The organism is Paraperlucidibaca baekdonensis, assembly GCF_003387535.1.
Lineage (GTDB): Bacteria > Pseudomonadota > Gammaproteobacteria > Pseudomonadales > Moraxellaceae > Perlucidibaca > Perlucidibaca baekdonensis.
In genome coordinates, this window is sequence record NZ_QUNR01000001.1 from 332217 (window position 1) to 350276 (window position 18060).

The 18060-nt window shown below is 53.3% G+C and carries 20 protein-coding genes; all 20 read left to right on the top strand.

The genetic code is table 11. The annotated features are described in order from the left end of the window. Positions 1–2: 2 nt before the first annotated feature. The 20 genes from DFR26_RS01575 (at position 3) to glmU (ending at position 18059) form a co-directional block, all read left to right on the top strand. Positions 3–1700, top strand: a complete 1698-nt coding sequence (locus tag DFR26_RS01575) for a hypothetical protein (protein ID WP_116207184.1) — start codon at positions 3–5, stop codon at positions 1698–1700. Positions 1701–1711: 11 nt separating this feature from the next. Continuing rightward, entirely contained in the window at positions 1712–2479 is a 768-nt protein-coding gene (locus DFR26_RS01580) for a thrombospondin type 3 repeat-containing protein (RefSeq protein WP_116207185.1), read from the top strand. Positions 2480–2481: 2 nt separating this feature from the next. Beyond that, complete coding sequence (locus DFR26_RS11015) at positions 2482–3150, top strand: hypothetical protein (RefSeq protein WP_147300250.1); 669 nt, start codon at positions 2482–2484, stop codon at positions 3148–3150. A gap of 26 nt (positions 3151–3176) precedes the next feature. Continuing rightward, entirely contained in the window at positions 3177–3746 is a 570-nt protein-coding gene (locus DFR26_RS01585) for a YceI family protein (RefSeq protein ID WP_181898949.1), read from the top strand. Between the two features lie 71 nt (positions 3747–3817). After that, positions 3818–5713, top strand: a complete 1896-nt coding sequence (mnmG, locus tag DFR26_RS01590; RefSeq protein WP_116207187.1) for a tRNA uridine-5-carboxymethylaminomethyl(34) synthesis enzyme MnmG — start codon at positions 3818–3820, stop codon at positions 5711–5713. Next, positions 5713–6363, top strand: a complete 651-nt coding sequence (gene rsmG, locus DFR26_RS01595; RefSeq protein WP_116207188.1) for a 16S rRNA (guanine(527)-N(7))-methyltransferase RsmG — start codon at positions 5713–5715, stop codon at positions 6361–6363. Before mnmG ends, rsmG begins: the two co-directional genes overlap by 1 nt. A 31-nt stretch (positions 6364–6394) precedes the next feature. Beyond that, a complete protein-coding gene (locus tag DFR26_RS01600) occupies positions 6395–7180 on the top strand; it encodes a ParA family protein (protein WP_116207189.1) in 786 nt (261 codons plus the stop codon). Positions 7181–7183: 3 nt separating this feature from the next. After that, a complete protein-coding gene (locus DFR26_RS01605; RefSeq protein WP_116207190.1) occupies positions 7184–8071 on the top strand; it encodes a ParB/RepB/Spo0J family partition protein in 888 nt (295 codons plus the stop codon). Then, positions 8046–8723 carry an START domain-containing protein gene (locus tag DFR26_RS01610; RefSeq protein WP_181898950.1) on the top strand — a complete coding sequence of 226 codons (678 nt, stop codon included), beginning with the start codon at positions 8046–8048 and terminating at the stop codon, positions 8721–8723. The genes DFR26_RS01605 and DFR26_RS01610 overlap by 26 nt, the downstream gene beginning before the upstream one ends. A gap of 104 nt (positions 8724–8827) precedes the next feature. Next, entirely contained in the window at positions 8828–9262 is a 435-nt protein-coding gene (locus DFR26_RS01615) for an ATP synthase subunit I (RefSeq protein WP_116207192.1), read from the top strand. 13 nt (positions 9263–9275) lie between these two features. Then, positions 9276–10124, top strand: a complete 849-nt coding sequence (gene atpB / locus DFR26_RS01620; RefSeq protein ID WP_116207193.1) for a F0F1 ATP synthase subunit A — start codon at positions 9276–9278, stop codon at positions 10122–10124. Positions 10125–10173: 49 nt separating this feature from the next. After that, positions 10174–10419 carry a F0F1 ATP synthase subunit C gene (gene atpE, locus DFR26_RS01625; RefSeq protein WP_116207194.1) on the top strand — a complete coding sequence of 82 codons (246 nt, stop codon included), beginning with the start codon at positions 10174–10176 and terminating at the stop codon, positions 10417–10419. Between the two features lie 66 nt (positions 10420–10485). Further along, positions 10486–10959, top strand: coding sequence for a F0F1 ATP synthase subunit B (locus DFR26_RS01630; RefSeq protein ID WP_116207195.1), 474 nt, complete (start codon positions 10486–10488; stop codon positions 10957–10959). Positions 10960–10976: 17 nt separating this feature from the next. Beyond that, positions 10977–11513 carry a F0F1 ATP synthase subunit delta gene (locus DFR26_RS01635; protein ID WP_116207196.1) on the top strand — a complete coding sequence of 179 codons (537 nt, stop codon included), beginning with the start codon at positions 10977–10979 and terminating at the stop codon, positions 11511–11513. A 25-nt stretch (positions 11514–11538) separates the two neighbouring features. Further along, complete coding sequence (gene atpA / locus DFR26_RS01640) at positions 11539–13083, top strand: F0F1 ATP synthase subunit alpha (RefSeq protein WP_116207197.1); 1545 nt, start codon at positions 11539–11541, stop codon at positions 13081–13083. Positions 13084–13140: 57 nt separating this feature from the next. Then, a complete protein-coding gene (gene atpG / locus DFR26_RS01645) occupies positions 13141–14010 on the top strand; it encodes a F0F1 ATP synthase subunit gamma (RefSeq protein WP_116207198.1) in 870 nt (289 codons plus the stop codon). A 47-nt stretch (positions 14011–14057) separates the two neighbouring features. Continuing rightward, on the top strand, positions 14058–15452 hold the full coding sequence (gene atpD, locus DFR26_RS01650) for a F0F1 ATP synthase subunit beta (RefSeq protein ID WP_116207199.1): 1395 nt from the start codon (positions 14058–14060) through the stop codon (positions 15450–15452). A 45-nt stretch (positions 15453–15497) separates the two neighbouring features. Continuing rightward, positions 15498–15926 (top strand): F0F1 ATP synthase subunit epsilon, encoded by a 429-nt coding sequence (locus tag DFR26_RS01655; protein ID WP_116207200.1) that lies wholly within the window; start codon positions 15498–15500, stop codon positions 15924–15926. A 159-nt stretch (positions 15927–16085) separates the two neighbouring features. Continuing rightward, a complete protein-coding gene (locus tag DFR26_RS01660) occupies positions 16086–16520 on the top strand; it encodes a CBS domain-containing protein (protein ID WP_116207201.1) in 435 nt (144 codons plus the stop codon). A gap of 159 nt (positions 16521–16679) precedes the next feature. Then, positions 16680–18059, top strand: a complete 1380-nt coding sequence (gene glmU / locus DFR26_RS01665; protein WP_116207202.1) for a bifunctional UDP-N-acetylglucosamine diphosphorylase/glucosamine-1-phosphate N-acetyltransferase GlmU — start codon at positions 16680–16682, stop codon at positions 18057–18059. Position 18060 lies beyond the last annotated feature (1 nt).

Consider the following 18060-nt stretch of genomic DNA (forward strand, 5'->3'; position numbering starts at 1 on the left):
TAATGCGAGTTGCGGCATGGTTAGCGTTATTGGTCGCTGCGGGTGTTGCGATGGCATGGTTGGTCATGCCATCGAACGACGCAACGATTACAACGCTGGCGCAAACCACAAAAGCGCCCGTTGGTTCGGTATCGGTGAATCAAATAGCGCAGACGGACTTACCGCCCGAGGGCACGCGCTCGCTATTTGATCACCTCATCGCTCAAAATGATGGCTTGCCGTATCCCTTCGATAAGCTCGTGAAGCTGCTGCAAGATCAGCACCCCGAAGCAGCACTACCGGTTAATGTGATGATTCCTCATGGCCGCTCGTTGCTAAAAGGCTTAGCAAATAATGCCCATCCGCGGGTTTTAATAGCCGCTGATTTTGAGTTAGCAAACAAAGCAGGTGGATTAGGACTGCGGCCACGCGGTCAACTTTTCATGGGCTTTGTTGAAAATGCCCATGAAATTGAGGTGCTGAGTTACAATGAAGTAGCTGGGCGTTTTGAGTTTCAGTTAGTGCAAAACTATTGCGCGGGCTGTGTGCCGCGCATTGTCTATGCCAAGCGCGCTATCTGCACAACCTGCCATCAGGGCGGCGGACCAATTTTTCCACAACGACCGTGGAATGAAACCAATGCTCAGCCCGATATAGCGGCGGCAATCGAAAAGGCGCGGGGAAACGACAAGCCGTATTTGTCATTACCCATTCATAATGCCTTGTCATCACCAGATCGTTTTGACCAGCTCACCGATGAAGGCAACTTTATCAATGTCACCCAGCGTCTATGGCTTGATGGCTGTGGCGAAGCGGGAAATGACTGCCGTCGAATCCTCTTGAAGTTAGCGTTGTTGTATCGCGACAGCCCAGGCAGCTTTGATCCCGAGCAGCCGCTTGCCCAGCAACTGAGGGCATTACAAGCCAAGCATTTCCCGGAGGATGGTATCGCAGTGCCTGAGTCGGACCTATTTAATCGAGACCCGTTGGCTGAACAGCGTGGCATTAAAGGCTGGTGGCACAAGCTGACGACCCGCGAAATACAGTTCGGTGAAGGCGCTCTAAATAATGAAGATTTAGATGCTTTCGAGCAGCTGCCAAAACTGCCGGCGCGTTTAGACCCACTGACGCGCCGCGCACCAAAGGCATTGCTGCGCTCGACCGATATTGATGGTGTCTATGGTGTGGCGGCGCTGTTTAGTAGTGCTGATATTGAGGCATTAAGTGAGCGAGCAGACTTTCAGCCAAAAGCGCTGATGGCACTCGTCGACAAGCTCCCCGACACTACATTTGCGCCAAAGCCGGTGAGCCGCGTGGCTTTTATGCGGGCCCTGTTAGGTAGCGAAATACCCTATTGCTGCTTATCAGTGGCGGATATGTCACCGCCACAAGCGTCAGGCGAGCCGGCCTTAGTCATCGAACAGCATGCTGTGCTGAAAGACTTTGAGGCGCATTGCTTCGCGTGTCATCGGGGCAACCCAGCAAAACGCCTAAACTTTATGGCCGGGTCAGATGAGGCAAGCGTATTGGCACGAATTGAAGCAAAAACCGAAATTCGTGATGCGCTGGATTGGTCGCGTTATGCCGGAACCGAAAAAGAAAATACGCTGATGCCGCCGCGTGATTCAATCCAATACGACGAGCTCATGGCTACGGGTGACTCAGGCGCCGCGTCACTACAGCGAATGCGCGAGGCTGTGCCCAGCCTGTTCGGCTTTTAAGGATATTTGCTATGAAAACAAAGCCCATGCTGCTTGTCTTGATGACGCTGTGCTTGCCAAGCTGGGCGGTCGCGATGCCAAGTTTGGCGCGCGACTACAAATTTGAAGCCGGTTACATGCCCTCATGCAATGCGTGTCATTTAGATGGTGGTGGTTCTGAACTGGCGCCATACGGCAAGGCGTTTAAAGCGGCGGGAAAAAATGCCGCCGCCTTCGCCAAAATTGCCAACACCGATAGCGACGGCGATGGCATCAGCAACCGTCTGGAAATTCAGGGAAAATCCAACCCCAGCGACAAGTCATCTACGCCGAAAGCGCCTGGCGATTGGCTTGATATCGCTAGTCTTATTCCGCGAGAGGTACGCCGCGCGTTTCCGGATGTGCTCACCTGGCTGCCCAAAGATGCCTTACTGACACCCGCAGACATTATGGCGGCTAAGGCGCTTGGCGCCACCTTAAGCACCGATGACGACAACACGATTTATATTCCGTTGGTGGCTCGTCGGCCTGCCGGCACCGGATTGATCTTTCCAGCGGTGTATCAGGGCAAAACCTTTTTCTTACTGATGATCACTGACCGTCAGTTAACCATTCGCGAGATTAGCGTATTGCATGCCGATAAAGTGCCGAGTGCCAAGGGCTTGTCTGTGTATCAGCAATTTGCCGGCCAGTCCGTCAAACACGTGAAGGCAGAGACTAAAACGGCATTGGAAAAATCCATTGAAACGGCCGTTAGGCATGCCGGTGTGCTGCTTTATGTGCGCTTAAAAGGAGCTTAACCATGGCGGACGCAGAGTTTGATTTCTTTAGCGATGCGCCTATTTCAGACGCTAGTATCATCCAGCTACCACCAGAGCCGTCGGCGTGGTTAAGTGTCGGTGGGCCAATAGCATTAGTGTTTATGTTTTTAGCGATCTGTTTTTTGCTGCGTTGGTTTATTCCTTATAAAGACCCCAAGCTGTCTTTTTCATTGCGCGATCTGCCCGTTGCTGCGCAGCGAGGCATTGGTTTGGCAACGATATTATTTGGCGTGGCGTTCTTTTTTGGCCTAGCTGAAGTGCACTATCAGATTGGCTTGCACGGCAGTACCGAGGCGTATTTCGCTAATATGAGTCATGGCAAGTTAATTGCCTTTACGCATGCGCATTTATTCGGCTTCACGACCGCCATTTTTATTATTGGCATTCCGTTTTCCATGCACTTTAACCGCCTGAATTGGTACCAATGGGTGTTTCCTGCCGGACTTGCTGCGGCGATGACAGACATTGTCTCCTGGTGGGGGATCAAGTACATTTCGCCAAATTTTGACTATGTCACCATGGCTTGCGGCGCGGTTTATGGTGGGGCGTATTTATGGATGTTGATTGGTATGATCCGCGTGATTTTTTTCCCCCAATTGCGCTGGTTTCCCGACTATCTCAACGAGCAGCGCGCACGACGGAATCCCTAGCACGGTTGAGCAGGCATGCTTTTCTATTGGCACTGCTTTTCGTTGCCCCCAAAAGCTACGCTGATCGCATCATCACTTACGCTATTGATTCAAAGCGTACTGAAGTCAGCATTTCTTGGCATTACCTTGGCGTGCCAACAGAAGGTGGGGCGTTTAGTGGCGTCACTGGCTTTATTTACGGCAACTTAGATCACCCAGAAAAGTCATGGGCCGAGGCGCGTATTCCAGTGAAAACGTTTGATAGCGGCTGGTCGATCATCAATCATCGCCTCGTGAAATCCGGCGATTTTTTTCAAACCAAGCAATATCCTGAGATTATTTTTCGCAGCCATAGCATCGACACGGTCAATAAGAAGTCGCGCGAACTGAGCCTCAGTGGTGAGCTGAGCGTCAATGGCATTGTGCGGCCGATGACGTTGTTCGCGGAAACGGCCGCGGTTGGTCCGCATCCATTTTATGGTGATGCCAATGCCGCGAGCTTGCGTGCGGTAACACGGTTTCGGCGCAGCGAGTTCGGCATGGATAAGTTTATGGGCATGGTCAGCGACGAAATTGTTGTCAACCTCACCGTCGAAGCGCTAGTGGTTAAAAACTGAACTGGCCGCGAGGCCGCGCAAACCGTATAATCGTTGCCCGTTTAAACCAGCGCCTGCGCGGGATTTCATCTATGTTGTACAGCAAATCTTACGATGTCATTGTCATTGGTGGCGGTCATGCCGGCACCGAGGCTGCACTCGCTGCCGCCCGCATGGGCTGCCAGACCTTGCTGCTTACCCACAATATCGAGACGCTCGGGCAAATGAGCTGCAACCCGGCGATTGGTGGCATTGGTAAGTCACATTTGGTGAAAGAAATCGATGCATTGGGCGGCGCGATGGCGTTGGCAACCGACATGGCGGGCATCCAATTTCGCGTGCTTAATGCGCGCAAAGGTCCTGCCGTGCGTGCTACGCGAGCCCAAGCTGATCGCGCGCTCTACAAAGCGGCTATTCGCGACATCTTAGAAAACCAAGCCAAACTGGATATTTTCCAGCAAGCGGCCGACGACGTAGTCGTTGAAGGTGAGCGCATTACTGGCGTTATCACGCAAACCGGCATTCGTTTTAACGCAAAAACGGTAGTGCTCACGACAGGGACATTTTTGGGCGGCACCATTCATATCGGCATGGATAACCATCGCGGCGGCCGCGCCGGTGATCCGCCATCCATCGCGCTTGCGGATCGTTTGCGCGAGCTACCATTGCGCGTGGGTCGGCTGAAAACCGGTACGCCGCCACGCATTGATGCCAAATCGGTCGATTTTTCCGTTATGCAAGCGCAGCCTGGTGACACGCCGTTGCCGGTGATGTCATTTATGGGTACGCGCGCCATGCATCCGCAGCAAGTAAACTGCTGGATTACGCATACCAACGAAGCCACGCACGAGATTATTCGCGGTGGGCTAGACCGTTCGCCCATGTACAGCGGTGTGATTGAGGGCATTGGTCCGCGCTATTGCCCGTCGATCGAAGACAAAATTCATCGTTTCGCTGATAAAAACTCGCACCAAGTGTTTATTGAGCCTGAAGGCTTAAAAACGCATGAACTCTACCCCAATGGTATTTCCACCAGTTTGCCATTTGACGTACAAATAGCGTTGGTGCGCTCAATTCGCGGCATGGAAAACGCGCACATTACGCGGCCTGGCTATGCCATTGAATACGACTATTTTGATCCGCGTGACCTCAAGCACACGTTGGAAACTAAAGTCATTGGAGGACTCTTTTTTGCAGGCCAGATTAATGGCACCACGGGCTATGAAGAGGCCGGTGCGCAAGGCCTGCTCGCCGGTCTCAACGCAGGCCGCCAAGCGCAAGGTAAGCCAGGCTGGTATCCAACGCGCGATCAGGCGTATTTAGGCGTGTTGGTGGATGACTTGATCACGCTCGGCACCAAAGAGCCGTATCGCATGTTTACTTCCCGTGCCGAATATCGCCTGATGTTGCGCGAAGACAATGCCGATACGCGGCTCACGGCCATCGGCCGAGAATTAGGCCTCGTGGATGACGTGCGCTGGTCAGCGTTTGAGGCCAAGCAACAAGCGGTAGCGCTGGAAACGCAGCGCTTAAAAGCGCAATGGCTGCACCCAGGCAGTGCCATGACGGCACGTTTTAGCGAGCTGACCGGTGAAGAAATCAAGCGTGAGTGTCATTTCTTAGATGCACTGAAGCGGCCTCAGGTGCGCTATGCGCATTTGGCCGAATTAAGCGCATCCGATGTAGTCGCTGATTTGCAGGAAGCCGTCGGTGAGCAAATTGAGATCGGTGTGAAATACGCCGGTTACGTCGATCGGCAAAGCCATGATGTAGCGCGCCTTCATCAGCAAGAGCAACTGGCGCTGCCGGCGGCATTTGATTATGACGGCGTGGTTGGTCTATCCAATGAGGTGCGGGCGAAGCTCAAAGACGCGCGCCCTGAAACACTCGCTCAAGCTGGGCGTATTCCCGGCGTGACACCAGCAGCGGTCTCGCTATTGCTCATTACGCTGAAAAAACTCAGCCGCCGCACAGCGCAGGTGGGCTAATGCCGGGGCCACAACTCGCCGCCGATTGGCCGCAGCAGGCTCGCATGCGTTTGCAGCAAGGCTTGGCCGACATGGCCTTGGCACTACCCGAAGCGCAGATAGATAGCCTCATGGCCTACCTTGAAGCACTGGTGAAATGGAATAACGCATTTAATCTCACGGCCATTCGTGAGCCATTAGCCATGGTCGACAAGCATTTGCTCGATAGCCTGAGCATTCAGCCGCATATTGGCCCAGATAGCTTGATCGATATTGGCACGGGCGCGGGATTGCCGGGCGTCATACTCGCCATCGTGAATACGCAGCTCGCGGTCACGGTACTCGATAGCAATAGCAAAAAAACCCGGTTCATCACGCAGTTTAAGGCCGCACACGGCCTCGATAACCTCACCGTGATTACTGCGCGCTGCGAGCAGCATCACGGCCAGTACGCGCAAATTTGCAGCCGCGCCTTTGCCAGTCTCCATGACATGGTGGCGGGTACGGAGCATCTACTCGCGCCCGATGGCCGCTGGCTGGCCATGAAAGGTCACATCCCGCACGATGAGCTGGCCGAGCTGGCCAGCACAATAACACTCGAAAATGCCCCCGCTTTACGAGTACCCTTTGCAGCACAAGCGCGCCACCTCATCTGTTTGGCGCGACAATAGTCAGCACGACCGCTGCGGTCGATTAAGGACAATGCATATGATTTTTGCCGTCGCCAATCAAAAGGGTGGAGTGGGTAAGACCACCACCAGTGTTAATTTGGCGGCCTCACTCGCAGCCACAAAGCGTCGCGTGCTGCTGGTCGATTTAGACCCGCAAGGCAATGCAACGACGGGCTCAGGTCTGCATAAAAATGAGCTTGAGCACACCGTGTTAGATGTGCTGCTGGCAGAAATTCCAGCCATCGATGCCATTAAAACCGGCTCTGGCGGCTTCGATGTGTTGCCTGCTAACGGCGACTTGACGGCAGCAGAAATTGAACTTGTTGATGGCGCCAATAAAGAGCAACGCTTGCGCCAAGCCTTGCTGCCACTGCAATCGCGCTACGATGCCGTGGTTATTGATTGCGCACCCTCTTTGAGTATGTTGACGCTCAACGCCTTGGTCGCCGCCGAGTCGGTGATTATTCCGATGCAATGTGAGTACTACGCACTTGAAGGCTTAGCGGCATTAACGCAGACCATTGAGCGCGTGCGCGATAGCGCCAACCCAGCGCTGCATATTGCCGGCATATTGCGCACCATGTATGACCCGCGAAACACGCTGGCGACAGATGTCTCGGCGGAGTTAAGCAGCCATTTTGGCGATGACGTACTCAATACCGTTATTCCGCGCAATGTGCGTTTGGCCGAGGCGCCCGCACATGGCATGCCGGCCTTGCAATACGATAAAACGGCACGCGGCACGATGGCTTATCTGGCATTAGCCACTGAGCTCATTCGGCGCCATAAGCGTCGTCAAAAACAAAAGGAAGCCTAAGTCATGGCAGCAGCAAAAAAACGTGGTCTTGGTGGTGGGCGTGGCCTAGATGCCTTGCTCGGCAATGTTCGCAAAGTCCAAGACGATGTCGACGCAGTTGCTGCGGGCGAGGCACCGGAGGGTGAGTTTCAGCAGTTACCCATCGAATGGTTGGCGCGTGGGCAGTATCAGCCGCGCCGCGATATGGACCCCGAAGCATTGCAAGAGCTGGCTGAGTCGATCAAGGCACAGGGCATTTTGCAGCCGATTATTGTTCGCAAAAGTGGCGATAAGGCCTATGAAATTATTGCTGGCGAACGCCGCTGGCGGGCAGCACAGCTAGCTCAGCTCGATACCGTGCCTGCGTTGATTCGTGAATTTTCAGACGAATCGGCGATTGCCCTGGCATTAATTGAAAACATTCAGCGCGAAGACTTAAATCCGCTTGAAGAGGCCTTAGCGATGCAGCGCTTTGCCGATGAGTTCAAGCTCAATCACGGTCAGGTCGCCGATGCAGTGGGTAAGTCGCGCGCGGCGGTGAGTAACTTGATGCGATTGTTGGGCCTGCACGATGAAGTGAAAAAAAATCTGGCTCACGGCGATCTCGACATGGGCCATGCGCGGGCGTTGTTAGCCTTGCCAACCAATAAGCAAGTGGCGGCAGCGCAGCAAGTCATTGAGCGCGGTTTATCGGTGCGCCATACCGAAGCATTAGTGCGTGCATGGCTTGAGAAAAAACCGGCAGCGGCAGAAAAAGCCATCGATCCCAATGTACGTCAGCTGCAAGATGACTTGGCCGGGCGCTTGGGTGCGCCAGTGCAGATCAATTGCAATGCGCGTGGTAAAGGCAAGCTTGTCATTGCTTACAACTCATTAGATGAGCTTGATGGCATTCTTTCGCACATCAAATAAGCGGCCGTGGCAGCATCTGCTAACACTGATTGGCGCCATGCTGACGTCGTGTCTGGTGTGGGCCGATGACTGGTCACTGCAGAAAGTCGATGAGCAACGAGACATCCGCGTGTATCAGCGAGCACACGCAAACTCGGCTTTTGATGATGTTTATGCCGTAACAGAGCTTGCCGGCAGACCCTCGCGAATTGAAGCTATTTTGACAGATGCCGTGGCGATGCCGGAATGGATCGCCCGCGTATCGCAGGCTAAAGTCATCTCTCGGCAACATCACGCCGCTATTTTGTACCTTCGTTATACGCTGCCGTATCCTTTTCGGGCCCGCGATGCTGTTTTGTTGTCGAAACGAGAACAGACCGCAACGGGCATGATCATCGAGGCAGAAGCCATTAGTGATAAATACCCAGTGCAGCCGGGGGTGGTGCGAATGCTCGGGGCAAAAAGCCGCTGGCAAGTAACCGCCTTGCCAGGTAATCGCGTCAAAGTGGAGCTGTGGGGCTCGGGCGAGCCGGGCGGGCTGATTCCATCGGTACTCTATAACTACAACCTTGCCGATGATGCCGTGCAAACCTTACGACAATTGCGACGAATGGCGTTGCGCGAAAAATACCAACGCGCAGAAGTCCGCGCAGAGGCCGCTCAAGCACACTAATGGCGTGTTTATTTACAAAAACGGCCTTTTCTTAGACCAGAGACTAAGCGCCGCAGTTGCCCTTAGCCTCGCGATTCCTCTATAATCCACGCGCTTTGACGCTAATGGCCGCTTCGGCAGTCAACATAAGTAGGTTCGTCATGACAGTAAGCAAGCCCCAGCCGCTGGTAGAGTATCGACCAGCACTGCAGCAGCTGAAATGGCAGGCCAGACTCATGGTAGCGTTATGGCTGATCGCACAACTGGCCGGCGGTACAGCTGCTGGTTTATCGGCACTTTCGGGGGCCGGCATTGCGGTGTTGGGGCAGGCGTATTTTGTGTTTCGCGCCTTCCGTCACGCAGGTGCCAGATCGGCACAACATATTGTGCAAGAATTTTACAGAGGCGAGGCAGGCAAGTTTCTGCTTACCGCGCTTCTCTTTGCCAGCGTGTTCATCTTTTACAAAAAAGTTGACCCCGTTTGGCTGTTTACTGGTTTTGTATTAGAACAGCTGGTCGCTTGGATTGTGCCCTTGGCCAACCGAAACACACAGCGCTGATGGGTAGAGACGAATGGCTGGTAATTCCACCGAATACATCAAGCATCACCTCACCAACCTGACCTACGGGAATCACCCGGAAAACGGTTGGGGTTTTGCGCATACGGCTCAAGAAGCAGCCGAAATGGGTTTTAACGCGATCCATGTCGACACCATGGGCTGGTCGATTGGATTAGGCATCTTATTTTGCTGGTTGTTTCGCAAAGCAGCAAAGCATGCCACTTCGGGTGTGCCCGGCGGTCTGCAAAACTTAGTCGAAGTCATTGTTGAGTTTGTCCAAGGCAACGTGCGTGATACCTATCACGGCACATCAAAAGTGATTGCGCCGCTGGCGTTAACCATTTTTGTTTGGATTTTCTTGATGAACTTGATGGACTTAGTGCCTGTCGATTTCATTCCAAAACTGGCTGAAATCGTCGGTGTCAGTGTCTTCGGTGCCGACCCGCATGCTGTATTCTTTAAGATCGTGCCAACCACCGACGTCAACGCCACATTGGGCATGGGCTTCTCGGTTTTCGCACTAATTATCTACTACAGCATTAAGATGAAGGGCGTGGGTGGCTTTGCTAAAGAGCTGACCTTCCACCCATTCAATACCATTTGGTTGAGCTGGTTTAACTTCTTGTTAGAAGGCATTGCCTTGATTGCTAAGCCAATCTCACTCGCTTTGCGTTTGTTCGGTAATATGTACGCTGGCGAACTGCTGTTTATTTTGATCGCACTGTTGCCCTGGTATGTGCAATGGACCTTGTCTGTGCCTTGGGCCATCTTCCACATTTTGATCATTACGCTACAAGCGTTCGTGTTCATGATGTTGACGATTGTTTACCTGAGCATGGCCTCGGAAAAACACGATCACTAAGAAAACCCCGTAACTTTAACGTTGAACCAACCCTGAAGAGGAAACTCACATGGAATACATCACTGGCCTTAACCTGATCGCCGTTGCCCTGTTGATTGGCATGGGTGCTTTAGGTACAGCTATCGGCTTCGGCATTTTGGGCGGCAAGTTCCTCGAAGGTACTGCACGTCAACCAGAGCTGGCTCCACAGCTTCAAGTTAAAATGTTCATCGTCGCCGGTCTGCTCGACGCCGTCACCATGATTGGTGTTGGTATCGGCCTGTTCCTGCTGTTCGCCAACCCGTTCATTCAATAATTCGGTTTAATCCCGAGCCACGACGAGCCCCAAGCTCGTGAATGAAACCGGAATAGAGGTGATAGCGTGAACATCAACTTCACAATCGTAGGCCAATCGATCTCTTTTGCGATCTTTGTTTGGTTCTGCATGAAGTTCGTGTGGCCGCCAGTCATGGCTGCACTGACGCAGCGCCAAAAGCTAATTGCCGATGGCCTGAATGCTGCCGACAAAGCCAAGCAAGACTTGGAAGTTGCGCATGCCCAAGTAGCGCAAGAACTGCAGGCCGCAAAGCAACAGTCAGCTGAACTGATTGAGCAGGCCAATCGCCGCGCCAGCCAAGTGGCTGACGAAGTGAAAGCGCAGGCAGCTGCTGAAGCAGAGCGTATTTTGACGCAAGCACGTGCCGACATTGAGCAGGAAACTGCCAGTGCGCGCGATGGCCTACGTCAACAAGTCGCAGGCTTAGCTATTGCCGGCGCGGAAAAGATTTTGCAAGCCGAAATCGATGCCGCCAAGCATGCCGCTATGCTTGATAAGCTGGCTACCGAGCTGAAATAAGAGGCGTTTGAACAGTCATGGCAGAATTAACGACCGTTGCACGACCCTACGCGAAAGCAGCTTTTCAGCTTGCTCAGAGCCAAGGCGCGCTAGCTGAATGGTCAGCGATGTTAGCGCTGGCTGGTCACGTCATTGCCGATGAAGCATTTGCAGCTTATGTTGCACGTCCTACATTGAGCGCGAAAGATCAAGCCGATGCGGTGTTGTCGGTGGTGTCTGATCAATTCAACGCTGAAGGCGAAAATTTTATTCGTCAGCTGGCGGGCAATAAGCGCTTAGCCGCGCTGCCTGCCATCAGTGCATTGTTTGATGAGCTCCGTGCGCAAGCCGAAGGCGCAGTCGATGTGGCAGTAACCGCTGCATTTGAAATGAGCGAGACGCAACAGTCAGCAATGGCACGTGTGTTAGCAGAAAAACTGTCGCGTCAGGTTAATTTGACGACGGCTGTCGACGCCAGCTTAATTGGTGGGGCCGTGATTCATGCCGGTGACTTAGTCATTGATGCCTCCGTACGAGGCAAACTCGGCAAGCTTCGCGCCACCCTGAATACTTGATAATTCCTTCGAGGAAGAGAGCATCATGCAGCATCTGAATCCCTCCGAGATCAGCGAGCTGATCAAGAGCCGCATCACAGACTTAAACGCGTCTGTGGAAGCGCGTAACGAAGGCACCATCGTTGGCGTTGCCGACGGTATCGTGCGTATTCATGGTTTGGCCGACGTTATGTACGGCGAAATGATCGAATTCGACGGCGGTGTCTATGGCATGGCCCTCAACCTCGAGCGTGACTCTGTTGGCGCCGTGGTTTTAGGTGGCTACCTATCGTTGCAAGAAGGCCAAAAGGCGCGTTGCACCGGCCGTATTTTAGAAGTGCCGGTTGGCCCTGAGTTGCTCGGCCGTGTGGTCGACGCGCTAGGCATGCCCATCGATGGCAAAGGTCCCATTAACGCCAAACTCACCGACGCCGTAGAAAAAGTGGCGCCCGGTGTGTGGTGGCGTCAGTCGGTCGACCAGCCTGTACAAACTGGCTATAAGTCGGTCGATGCGATGATTCCCGTTGGCCGTGGCCAGCGCGAACTGATCATTGGTGACCGCCAAACCGGTAAAACGGCGTTGGCTATCGACGCCATTATTGCGCAGAAAACCTCAGGCATTAAGTGTGTCTATGTGGCCGTTGGTCAGAAGCAGTCGACCATTGCTAACGTCGTGCGCAAACTCGAAGAGTTTGGCGCAATGGAATACACCACCGTTGTTGCCGCTGCGGCAGCTGATGCGCCATCGATGCAGTTCTTGGCACCATACTCTGGCTGCACCATGGGTGAGTATTTCCGCGACCGCGGTGAAGATGCACTAATCATTTATGATGATTTGTCGAAGCAGGCTGTAGCCTATCGCCAAATCTCCCTGCTGCTGCGCCGTCCACCAGGCCGTGAAGCCTATCCCGGCGACGTGTTCTATCTCCACTCCCGCTTGCTTGAGCGTGCATCGCGCGTGTCGGCTGAGTACGTGGAAAAGTTCACCAATGGCGAAGTGAAAGGCAAAACCGGTTCATTGACTGCACTGCCAATCATTGAAACGCAAGCCGGTGACGTCTCTGCATTCGTTCCAACTAACGTGATTTCAATCACCGATGGCCAGATCTTCTTGGAGTCATCGCTGTTTAACGCTGGTATTCGCCCAGCGGTAAACGCCGGTATTTCGGTGTCGCGTGTGGGTGGCTCGGCTCAAACCAAGATCATCAAAAAGCTTTCCGGTGGTATTCGTACCTCGTTGGCGCAATACCGTGAGCTGGCCGCATTTGCTCAGTTCGCATCGGACCTTGATGAAGCCACACGCAAACAGCTCGAGTTGGGCCAACGCGTGACCGAGCTAATGAAGCAGAAGCAATTTGCTCCGCTTAACATTGCCGACATGGCGTTGTCGATCTTCTCGGTCAACGAAGGCTATTTGAATGATGTCCCTGTCAACAAGGTATTGGACTTTGAAGCCGCCTTGCACAGCTTCTTCAATAGCGAAGAAAAAGCGCTGATGGACGACATCAATGCCACCGCTAATTACGATGGCAAGATCGAGGCGGCACTGCGTGCCGGTATCGATAAATTTAAGGCCACCCAAACCTGGTGAGCCACGGGAGGCCCGGTGTAATGCCGGGTCAACACCCAGTAACGAGTCGGTGAGGCTATGGCCAGCTTAAAAGAAATCCGCGTTAAGGTTGCGAGCATTAAAAGCACGCAAAAGATCACGAAAGCGATGCAGCTCGTGGCCGCCTCCAAGATGCGTCGGGCCCAAGAGCGTATGGTGGCAGGTAAGCCCTATGCGCAAAAAATTCGCCAAGTGGTAGCTCACGTTGCGCATGCAACGCCTGAGTACAAACACAGCTATTTGGTTGAACGCCCTGTGCGTCGTGTGGGCTACATTGTGGTGTCATCAGATCGTGGCTTATGCGGTGGTTTGAACATCAACTTGTTTAAACAAGTGGTGCAGTCTGTTCGTGATTACCGTGAGCAAGGTGTTGAGTCTGAGTTTTGTCTGATCGGCACAAAAGCCACCACATTCTTTAAGAATGTTGGCGGTAAAGTCGTTGCTGCAAAAACCCATATGGGTGATAAGCCTTCGTTAGAGGCGCTTATTGGCAGTATCAAAGTGATGTTAGAGCACTTTGATGAAGGCAAAATTGACCGCTTGTATTTGGTGTCGAATGAGTTTGTAAACACCATGACGCAAAAGCCGACTCTTCAGCAATTACTACCACTCGCTGGTGGTAATGCCGAAGACTTGGGCACGCGTACATACAACTGGGACTATCTCTATGAGCCAGAAGCAAAGCCGCTTTTGGATGCGCTGCTACTGCGCTTCATTGAGTCTCAGGTGTATCAAGGTGTCATTGAAAACGTAGCCTGTGAAATGGCGGCGCGTATGGTCGCTATGAAATCAGCAACCGATAACGCCGGCGATTTGATCCGTAACTTGCAGTTGGTTTACAACAAGGTACGTCAGGCAGCCATCACCCAAGAAATTTCCGAAATCGTTGGTGGTGCGGCGGCCGTTTAGGCGCCACATCACTGCAGATAGCATGTCGAGTTTTAGAGGATAGCCCCATGAGCAGCGGTCGTATTGTCCAGATTATCGGCGCCGTCATTGACGTCGAATTCCCGCGTGATAACGTCCCAAGGGTATATGACGCCCTACACGTTGAAACAACGGGAACCACTTTAGAAGTTCAGCAACAGCTGGGCGATGGTGTCGTACGTACGATTGCCATGGGTTCAACTGAGGGCCTCAAGCGCGGCCTCGAAGTGTCCAACAGCGGCGGCCCAATCAGTGTGCCCGTGGGCCTAGGCACGCTCGGTCGCATCATGAACGTGCTCGGCGAGCCCGAAGACGAAGGCGAAGCCGTGGTATGCGACACGAAAATGTCGATTCACCGCAAAGCGCCATCGTACGACGAGCAAGCCGGCGGTACTGACTTGCTGGAAACCGGCATTAAAGTGATCGACTTACTCTGCCCATTTGCTAAAGGCGGTAAGGTCGGCTTGTTCGGTGGTGCCGGTGTTGGTAAAACCGTGAACATGATGGAGTTGATCAACAACATCGCTAAAGCACACAGCGGTTTGTCGGTGTTTGCTGGTGTTGGTGAGCGGACCCGTGAAGGTAACGACTTCTATCACGAAATGAAAGACTCCGGCGTGCTCGACAAAGTCGCCATGGTTTATGGCCAGATGAATGAGCCACCCGGTAACCGTCTGCGTGTGGCACTGACCGGCTTGACCATGGCTGAGTACTTCCGTGACGAGAAAGGCGAGGACGGCAAAGGCCGTGACGTGCTGTTGTTCGTTGACAACATCTACCGTTACACGCTGGCTGGTACCGAAGTATCTGCACTGCTGGGCCGTATGCCGTCGGCTGTGGGCTACCAACCTACATTGGCTGAAGAGATGGGTGTTCTGCAAGAACGTATCACCTCCACGAAAAATGGTTCGATTACCTCGATCCAAGCCGTATACGTGCCTGCCGATGACTTGACTGACCCGTCGCCTGCCACCACCTTTGCTCACTTAGATGCCACTGTCGTGTTGTCGCGTGACATCGCTTCGCTAGGTATTTATCCAGCGGTTGATCCACTCGACTCAACATCACGTCAGCTCGACCCACTGGTCGTTGGCGATGAGCACTACGAAATCGCTCGCGGTGTGCAAAATGTGTTGCAGCGCTATAAAGAGCTGAAAGACATTATTGCCATTTTGGGCATGGATGAGCTCTCGGAAGACGACAAATTGGTTGTCTACCGTGCACGTAAAATCCAACGCTTCTTGTCGCAGCCTTTCCACGTCGCCGAAGTCTTCACCGGTGCACCTGGCAAGTATGTGTCGCTGAAAGAAACTATCCGTGGCTTCAAAGGTATTTTGGCTGGCGATTACGACAACCTGCCTGAGCAAGCGTTCTACATGGTCGGTGGCATCGAAGAAGCCGTTGAGAAATCCAAAAAGCTGTAATTTGCTAAGGCCCGGGCTTTAGTGGCTCGGGCTTAGGAGTCAGACATGGCGAAAATGATCCATTGCGATATCGTCAGTGCTAACGAATCGATTTTTGCCGGTGCCGCATCGTTGGTAGTGGCCCATGGTTCGTTGGGTGATATCGGTGTGACCCCGGGTCACGCACCATTGTTGTCACAACTCAGCCCTGGCCCTGTGCGCATCATGAGTGAGTCTGGTGAGGAGCTGGTGTATTACGTATCGGGTGGTGTGCTTGAGGTGCAGCCCAATATCGTGACTATTTTGGCCGACACCGCCTTACGTGCGGGTGATGTGGATGAGGCTGCTGCCTTGGAAGCTCGCAAGCACGCGCAAGATGCTCTCGCTAATCAAAAGAGTGAAATGGACACCTCCGTTGCACTCGCTTCATTGGCAGAAGCCGCCGCTCAGCTGCGTACCCTGCAGGCAATGAAAAATCGTACCGGTCGCGGTTAATTAACGCGATGGGTAACTAAAAAGGCAGCTTAGGCTGCCTTTTTTATGTCTGAACGAAAGTGCTTGGATCGACTGAAGTCTGTGCGCGATTATCTCGCGGATATGGGCAAACCGTGATAAACCTATGACTACAAAAACAAGAGCCAAAAGGAGTGCCACGTGAAAACCGTCATGCAACTGCTGCAAGGAAAGTCAGAGCAAGTCACCTACACCATTACGCCGCAAGCGACTGTGCTAGAGGCCATTAGCTTAATGGCTGACAAGGGCATTGGTGCCTTAGTGGTTGCTGAAGGCGAGCGCATGGTGGGTATTGTCAGTGAGCGAGATTATGCGCGAAAAGTGGTGCTGATGGAGCGCTCGTCATACAACACCTTGGTCAAGGATATTATGACCAGTGCCGTGCTGGCAGTGACTGCTGATGAAACCACCGACAAATGCATGGGCATTATGACCGAGAAGCGTTTGCGGCATTTGCCGGTACTCGATGGCGACACGATCATTGGCATAGTGTCTATTGGCGACTTGGTGAAAGAAGTGATTAGTGAGCAACAGCAGATCATTGAGCACTTAGAGCAATATATCCGCGGCGAATAAAACCGTAGCGCCGAGAGCGTTTGCACGCCATCAAGATGCTCGTTATCCGCGACATTAATGGCGCGTATTGAAGAACTTATTCACCACTTCGCACCAGCTACAGCAAACTAAAGTGGTTCGTGTAAAATGCCGGCATTGCAGCAATTAAGCGTTGGCGTTATGGCATTACAGGTCGTTATTTTAGCCGCAGGAAAAGGCACACGCATGCGGTCATCATTGCCAAAGGTCATGCAGCCTTTGGCGGGACAGCCGCTCCTCGCTCATGTCTTGCGGGTCAGTAGGGCGCTCGGCGCTATTCGCCCGATTGTGGTCTACGGCCATGGCGGCGACGTTGTCCAGCAGGCCTTTACCGATGAGGCCATCGACTGGGTGCTTCAAGCTGAGCAAAAGGGCACAGGGCATGCCGTGCAAGTAGCTTTGCCAGTGCTCGAAAGCCATGGTCATACACTTATTTTATATGGCGATGTGCCACTCTTATCGGTGGCGACATTGCAGCGTCTATTGGCGACCTGCGCCGATGACTCAACCGTGGGTGTGCTCACCGTGACGCTTGAAAACCCCACAGGTTATGGCCGTATCGTGCGTGAACAGGGTGAGGTGGCGCGCATCGTTGAGCAAAAAGATGCGAGCGCTGACGAACTGGCAATTAGCGAGGTCAACACCGGTATTTTGTGTGTGCCCAATGCGTTGCTGCACCGCTGGTTGCCTGAGTTACGCAATGCCAATGCGCAAGGTGAGTATTATCTGACCGATCTGATTGGCATGGCGACGCGTGCCGGCGTGGCGGTGAGCGCTGTGCAACCCGATACCGCTTGGGAGGTCGAAGGTGTTAATGACAAGTTGCAGTTGGCCACGCTAGAGCGGATCTGGCAGCGTGCGCAGGCTGATGCGTTGCTCCGTGCGGGTGTAACCATCATTGACCCCGCGCGGCTCGATATCCGCGGTGAGCTGCAGCATGGCCAAGACGTGGTGCTTGAACCGAATGTGCAGATCAACGGTCGCGTGAGCCTCGGCGATAACGTACAGATTGGCATGGGCTCGGTGCTCAGCGACTGCCAGATTGCGGCGGGCACGGTCATCAAACCGTATAGCGTGATTGACTCGGCGCGCATTGGCGAGCGCGCACAGATCGGGCCGTTTGCGCGTATTCGCCCCGGCAGTGATTTGGCCGCTGAAGTGCATATTGGCAATTTCGTTGAAACTAAAGCCACGCAGATGGGCGAGGGCTCTAAAGCCAATCATTTAGCGTATTTGGGCGATGCGGTCATCGGTCGTGGCGTGAATATCGGCGCCGGTAGCATCACCTGCAATTACGATGGCGCTAATAAGCACCAAACGCATATTGGCGACCATGCTTTCATTGGCACCAATAACTCTTTGGTCGCACCTGTCGTTATTGGGGCCAATGCAACAACGGGTGCTGGCTCGACTATTACCAAATCGGTTGATGACGGCACCCTAGCTGTTAGCCGTGCGAAACAGCTATGTGTTGATGGTTGGCAGCGCCCGACCAAAAACGCCGTAAAAAAAGGAACTTAAT

Coding starts and splice junctions, on each gene's coding strand:
- DFR26_RS01575 (WP_116207184.1), top strand. CDS start 3: ATGCGAGTTGCGGCATGGTTAGCGTTATTGGTCGCTGCGGGTGTTGCG.
- DFR26_RS01580 (WP_116207185.1), top strand. CDS start 1,712: ATGAAAACAAAGCCCATGCTGCTTGTCTTGATGACGCTGTGCTTGCCA.
- DFR26_RS11015 (WP_147300250.1), top strand. CDS start 2,482: ATGGCGGACGCAGAGTTTGATTTCTTTAGCGATGCGCCTATTTCAGAC.
- mnmG (WP_116207187.1), top strand. CDS start 3,818: ATGTTGTACAGCAAATCTTACGATGTCATTGTCATTGGTGGCGGTCAT.
- rsmG (WP_116207188.1), top strand. CDS start 5,713: ATGCCGGGGCCACAACTCGCCGCCGATTGGCCGCAGCAGGCTCGCATG.
- DFR26_RS01600 (WP_116207189.1), top strand. CDS start 6,395: ATGCATATGATTTTTGCCGTCGCCAATCAAAAGGGTGGAGTGGGTAAG.
- DFR26_RS01605 (WP_116207190.1), top strand. CDS start 7,184: ATGGCAGCAGCAAAAAAACGTGGTCTTGGTGGTGGGCGTGGCCTAGAT.
- DFR26_RS01610 (WP_181898950.1), top strand. CDS start 8,046: ATGGCATTCTTTCGCACATCAAATAAGCGGCCGTGGCAGCATCTGCTA.
- DFR26_RS01615 (WP_116207192.1), top strand. CDS start 8,828: ATGGCCGCTTCGGCAGTCAACATAAGTAGGTTCGTCATGACAGTAAGC.
- atpB (WP_116207193.1), top strand. CDS start 9,276: ATGGCTGGTAATTCCACCGAATACATCAAGCATCACCTCACCAACCTG.
- atpE (WP_116207194.1), top strand. CDS start 10,174: ATGGAATACATCACTGGCCTTAACCTGATCGCCGTTGCCCTGTTGATT.
- DFR26_RS01635 (WP_116207196.1), top strand. CDS start 10,977: ATGGCAGAATTAACGACCGTTGCACGACCCTACGCGAAAGCAGCTTTT.
- atpA (WP_116207197.1), top strand. CDS start 11,539: ATGCAGCATCTGAATCCCTCCGAGATCAGCGAGCTGATCAAGAGCCGC.
- atpG (WP_116207198.1), top strand. CDS start 13,141: ATGGCCAGCTTAAAAGAAATCCGCGTTAAGGTTGCGAGCATTAAAAGC.
- atpD (WP_116207199.1), top strand. CDS start 14,058: ATGAGCAGCGGTCGTATTGTCCAGATTATCGGCGCCGTCATTGACGTC.
- DFR26_RS01655 (WP_116207200.1), top strand. CDS start 15,498: ATGGCGAAAATGATCCATTGCGATATCGTCAGTGCTAACGAATCGATT.
- glmU (WP_116207202.1), top strand. CDS start 16,680: ATGGCATTACAGGTCGTTATTTTAGCCGCAGGAAAAGGCACACGCATG.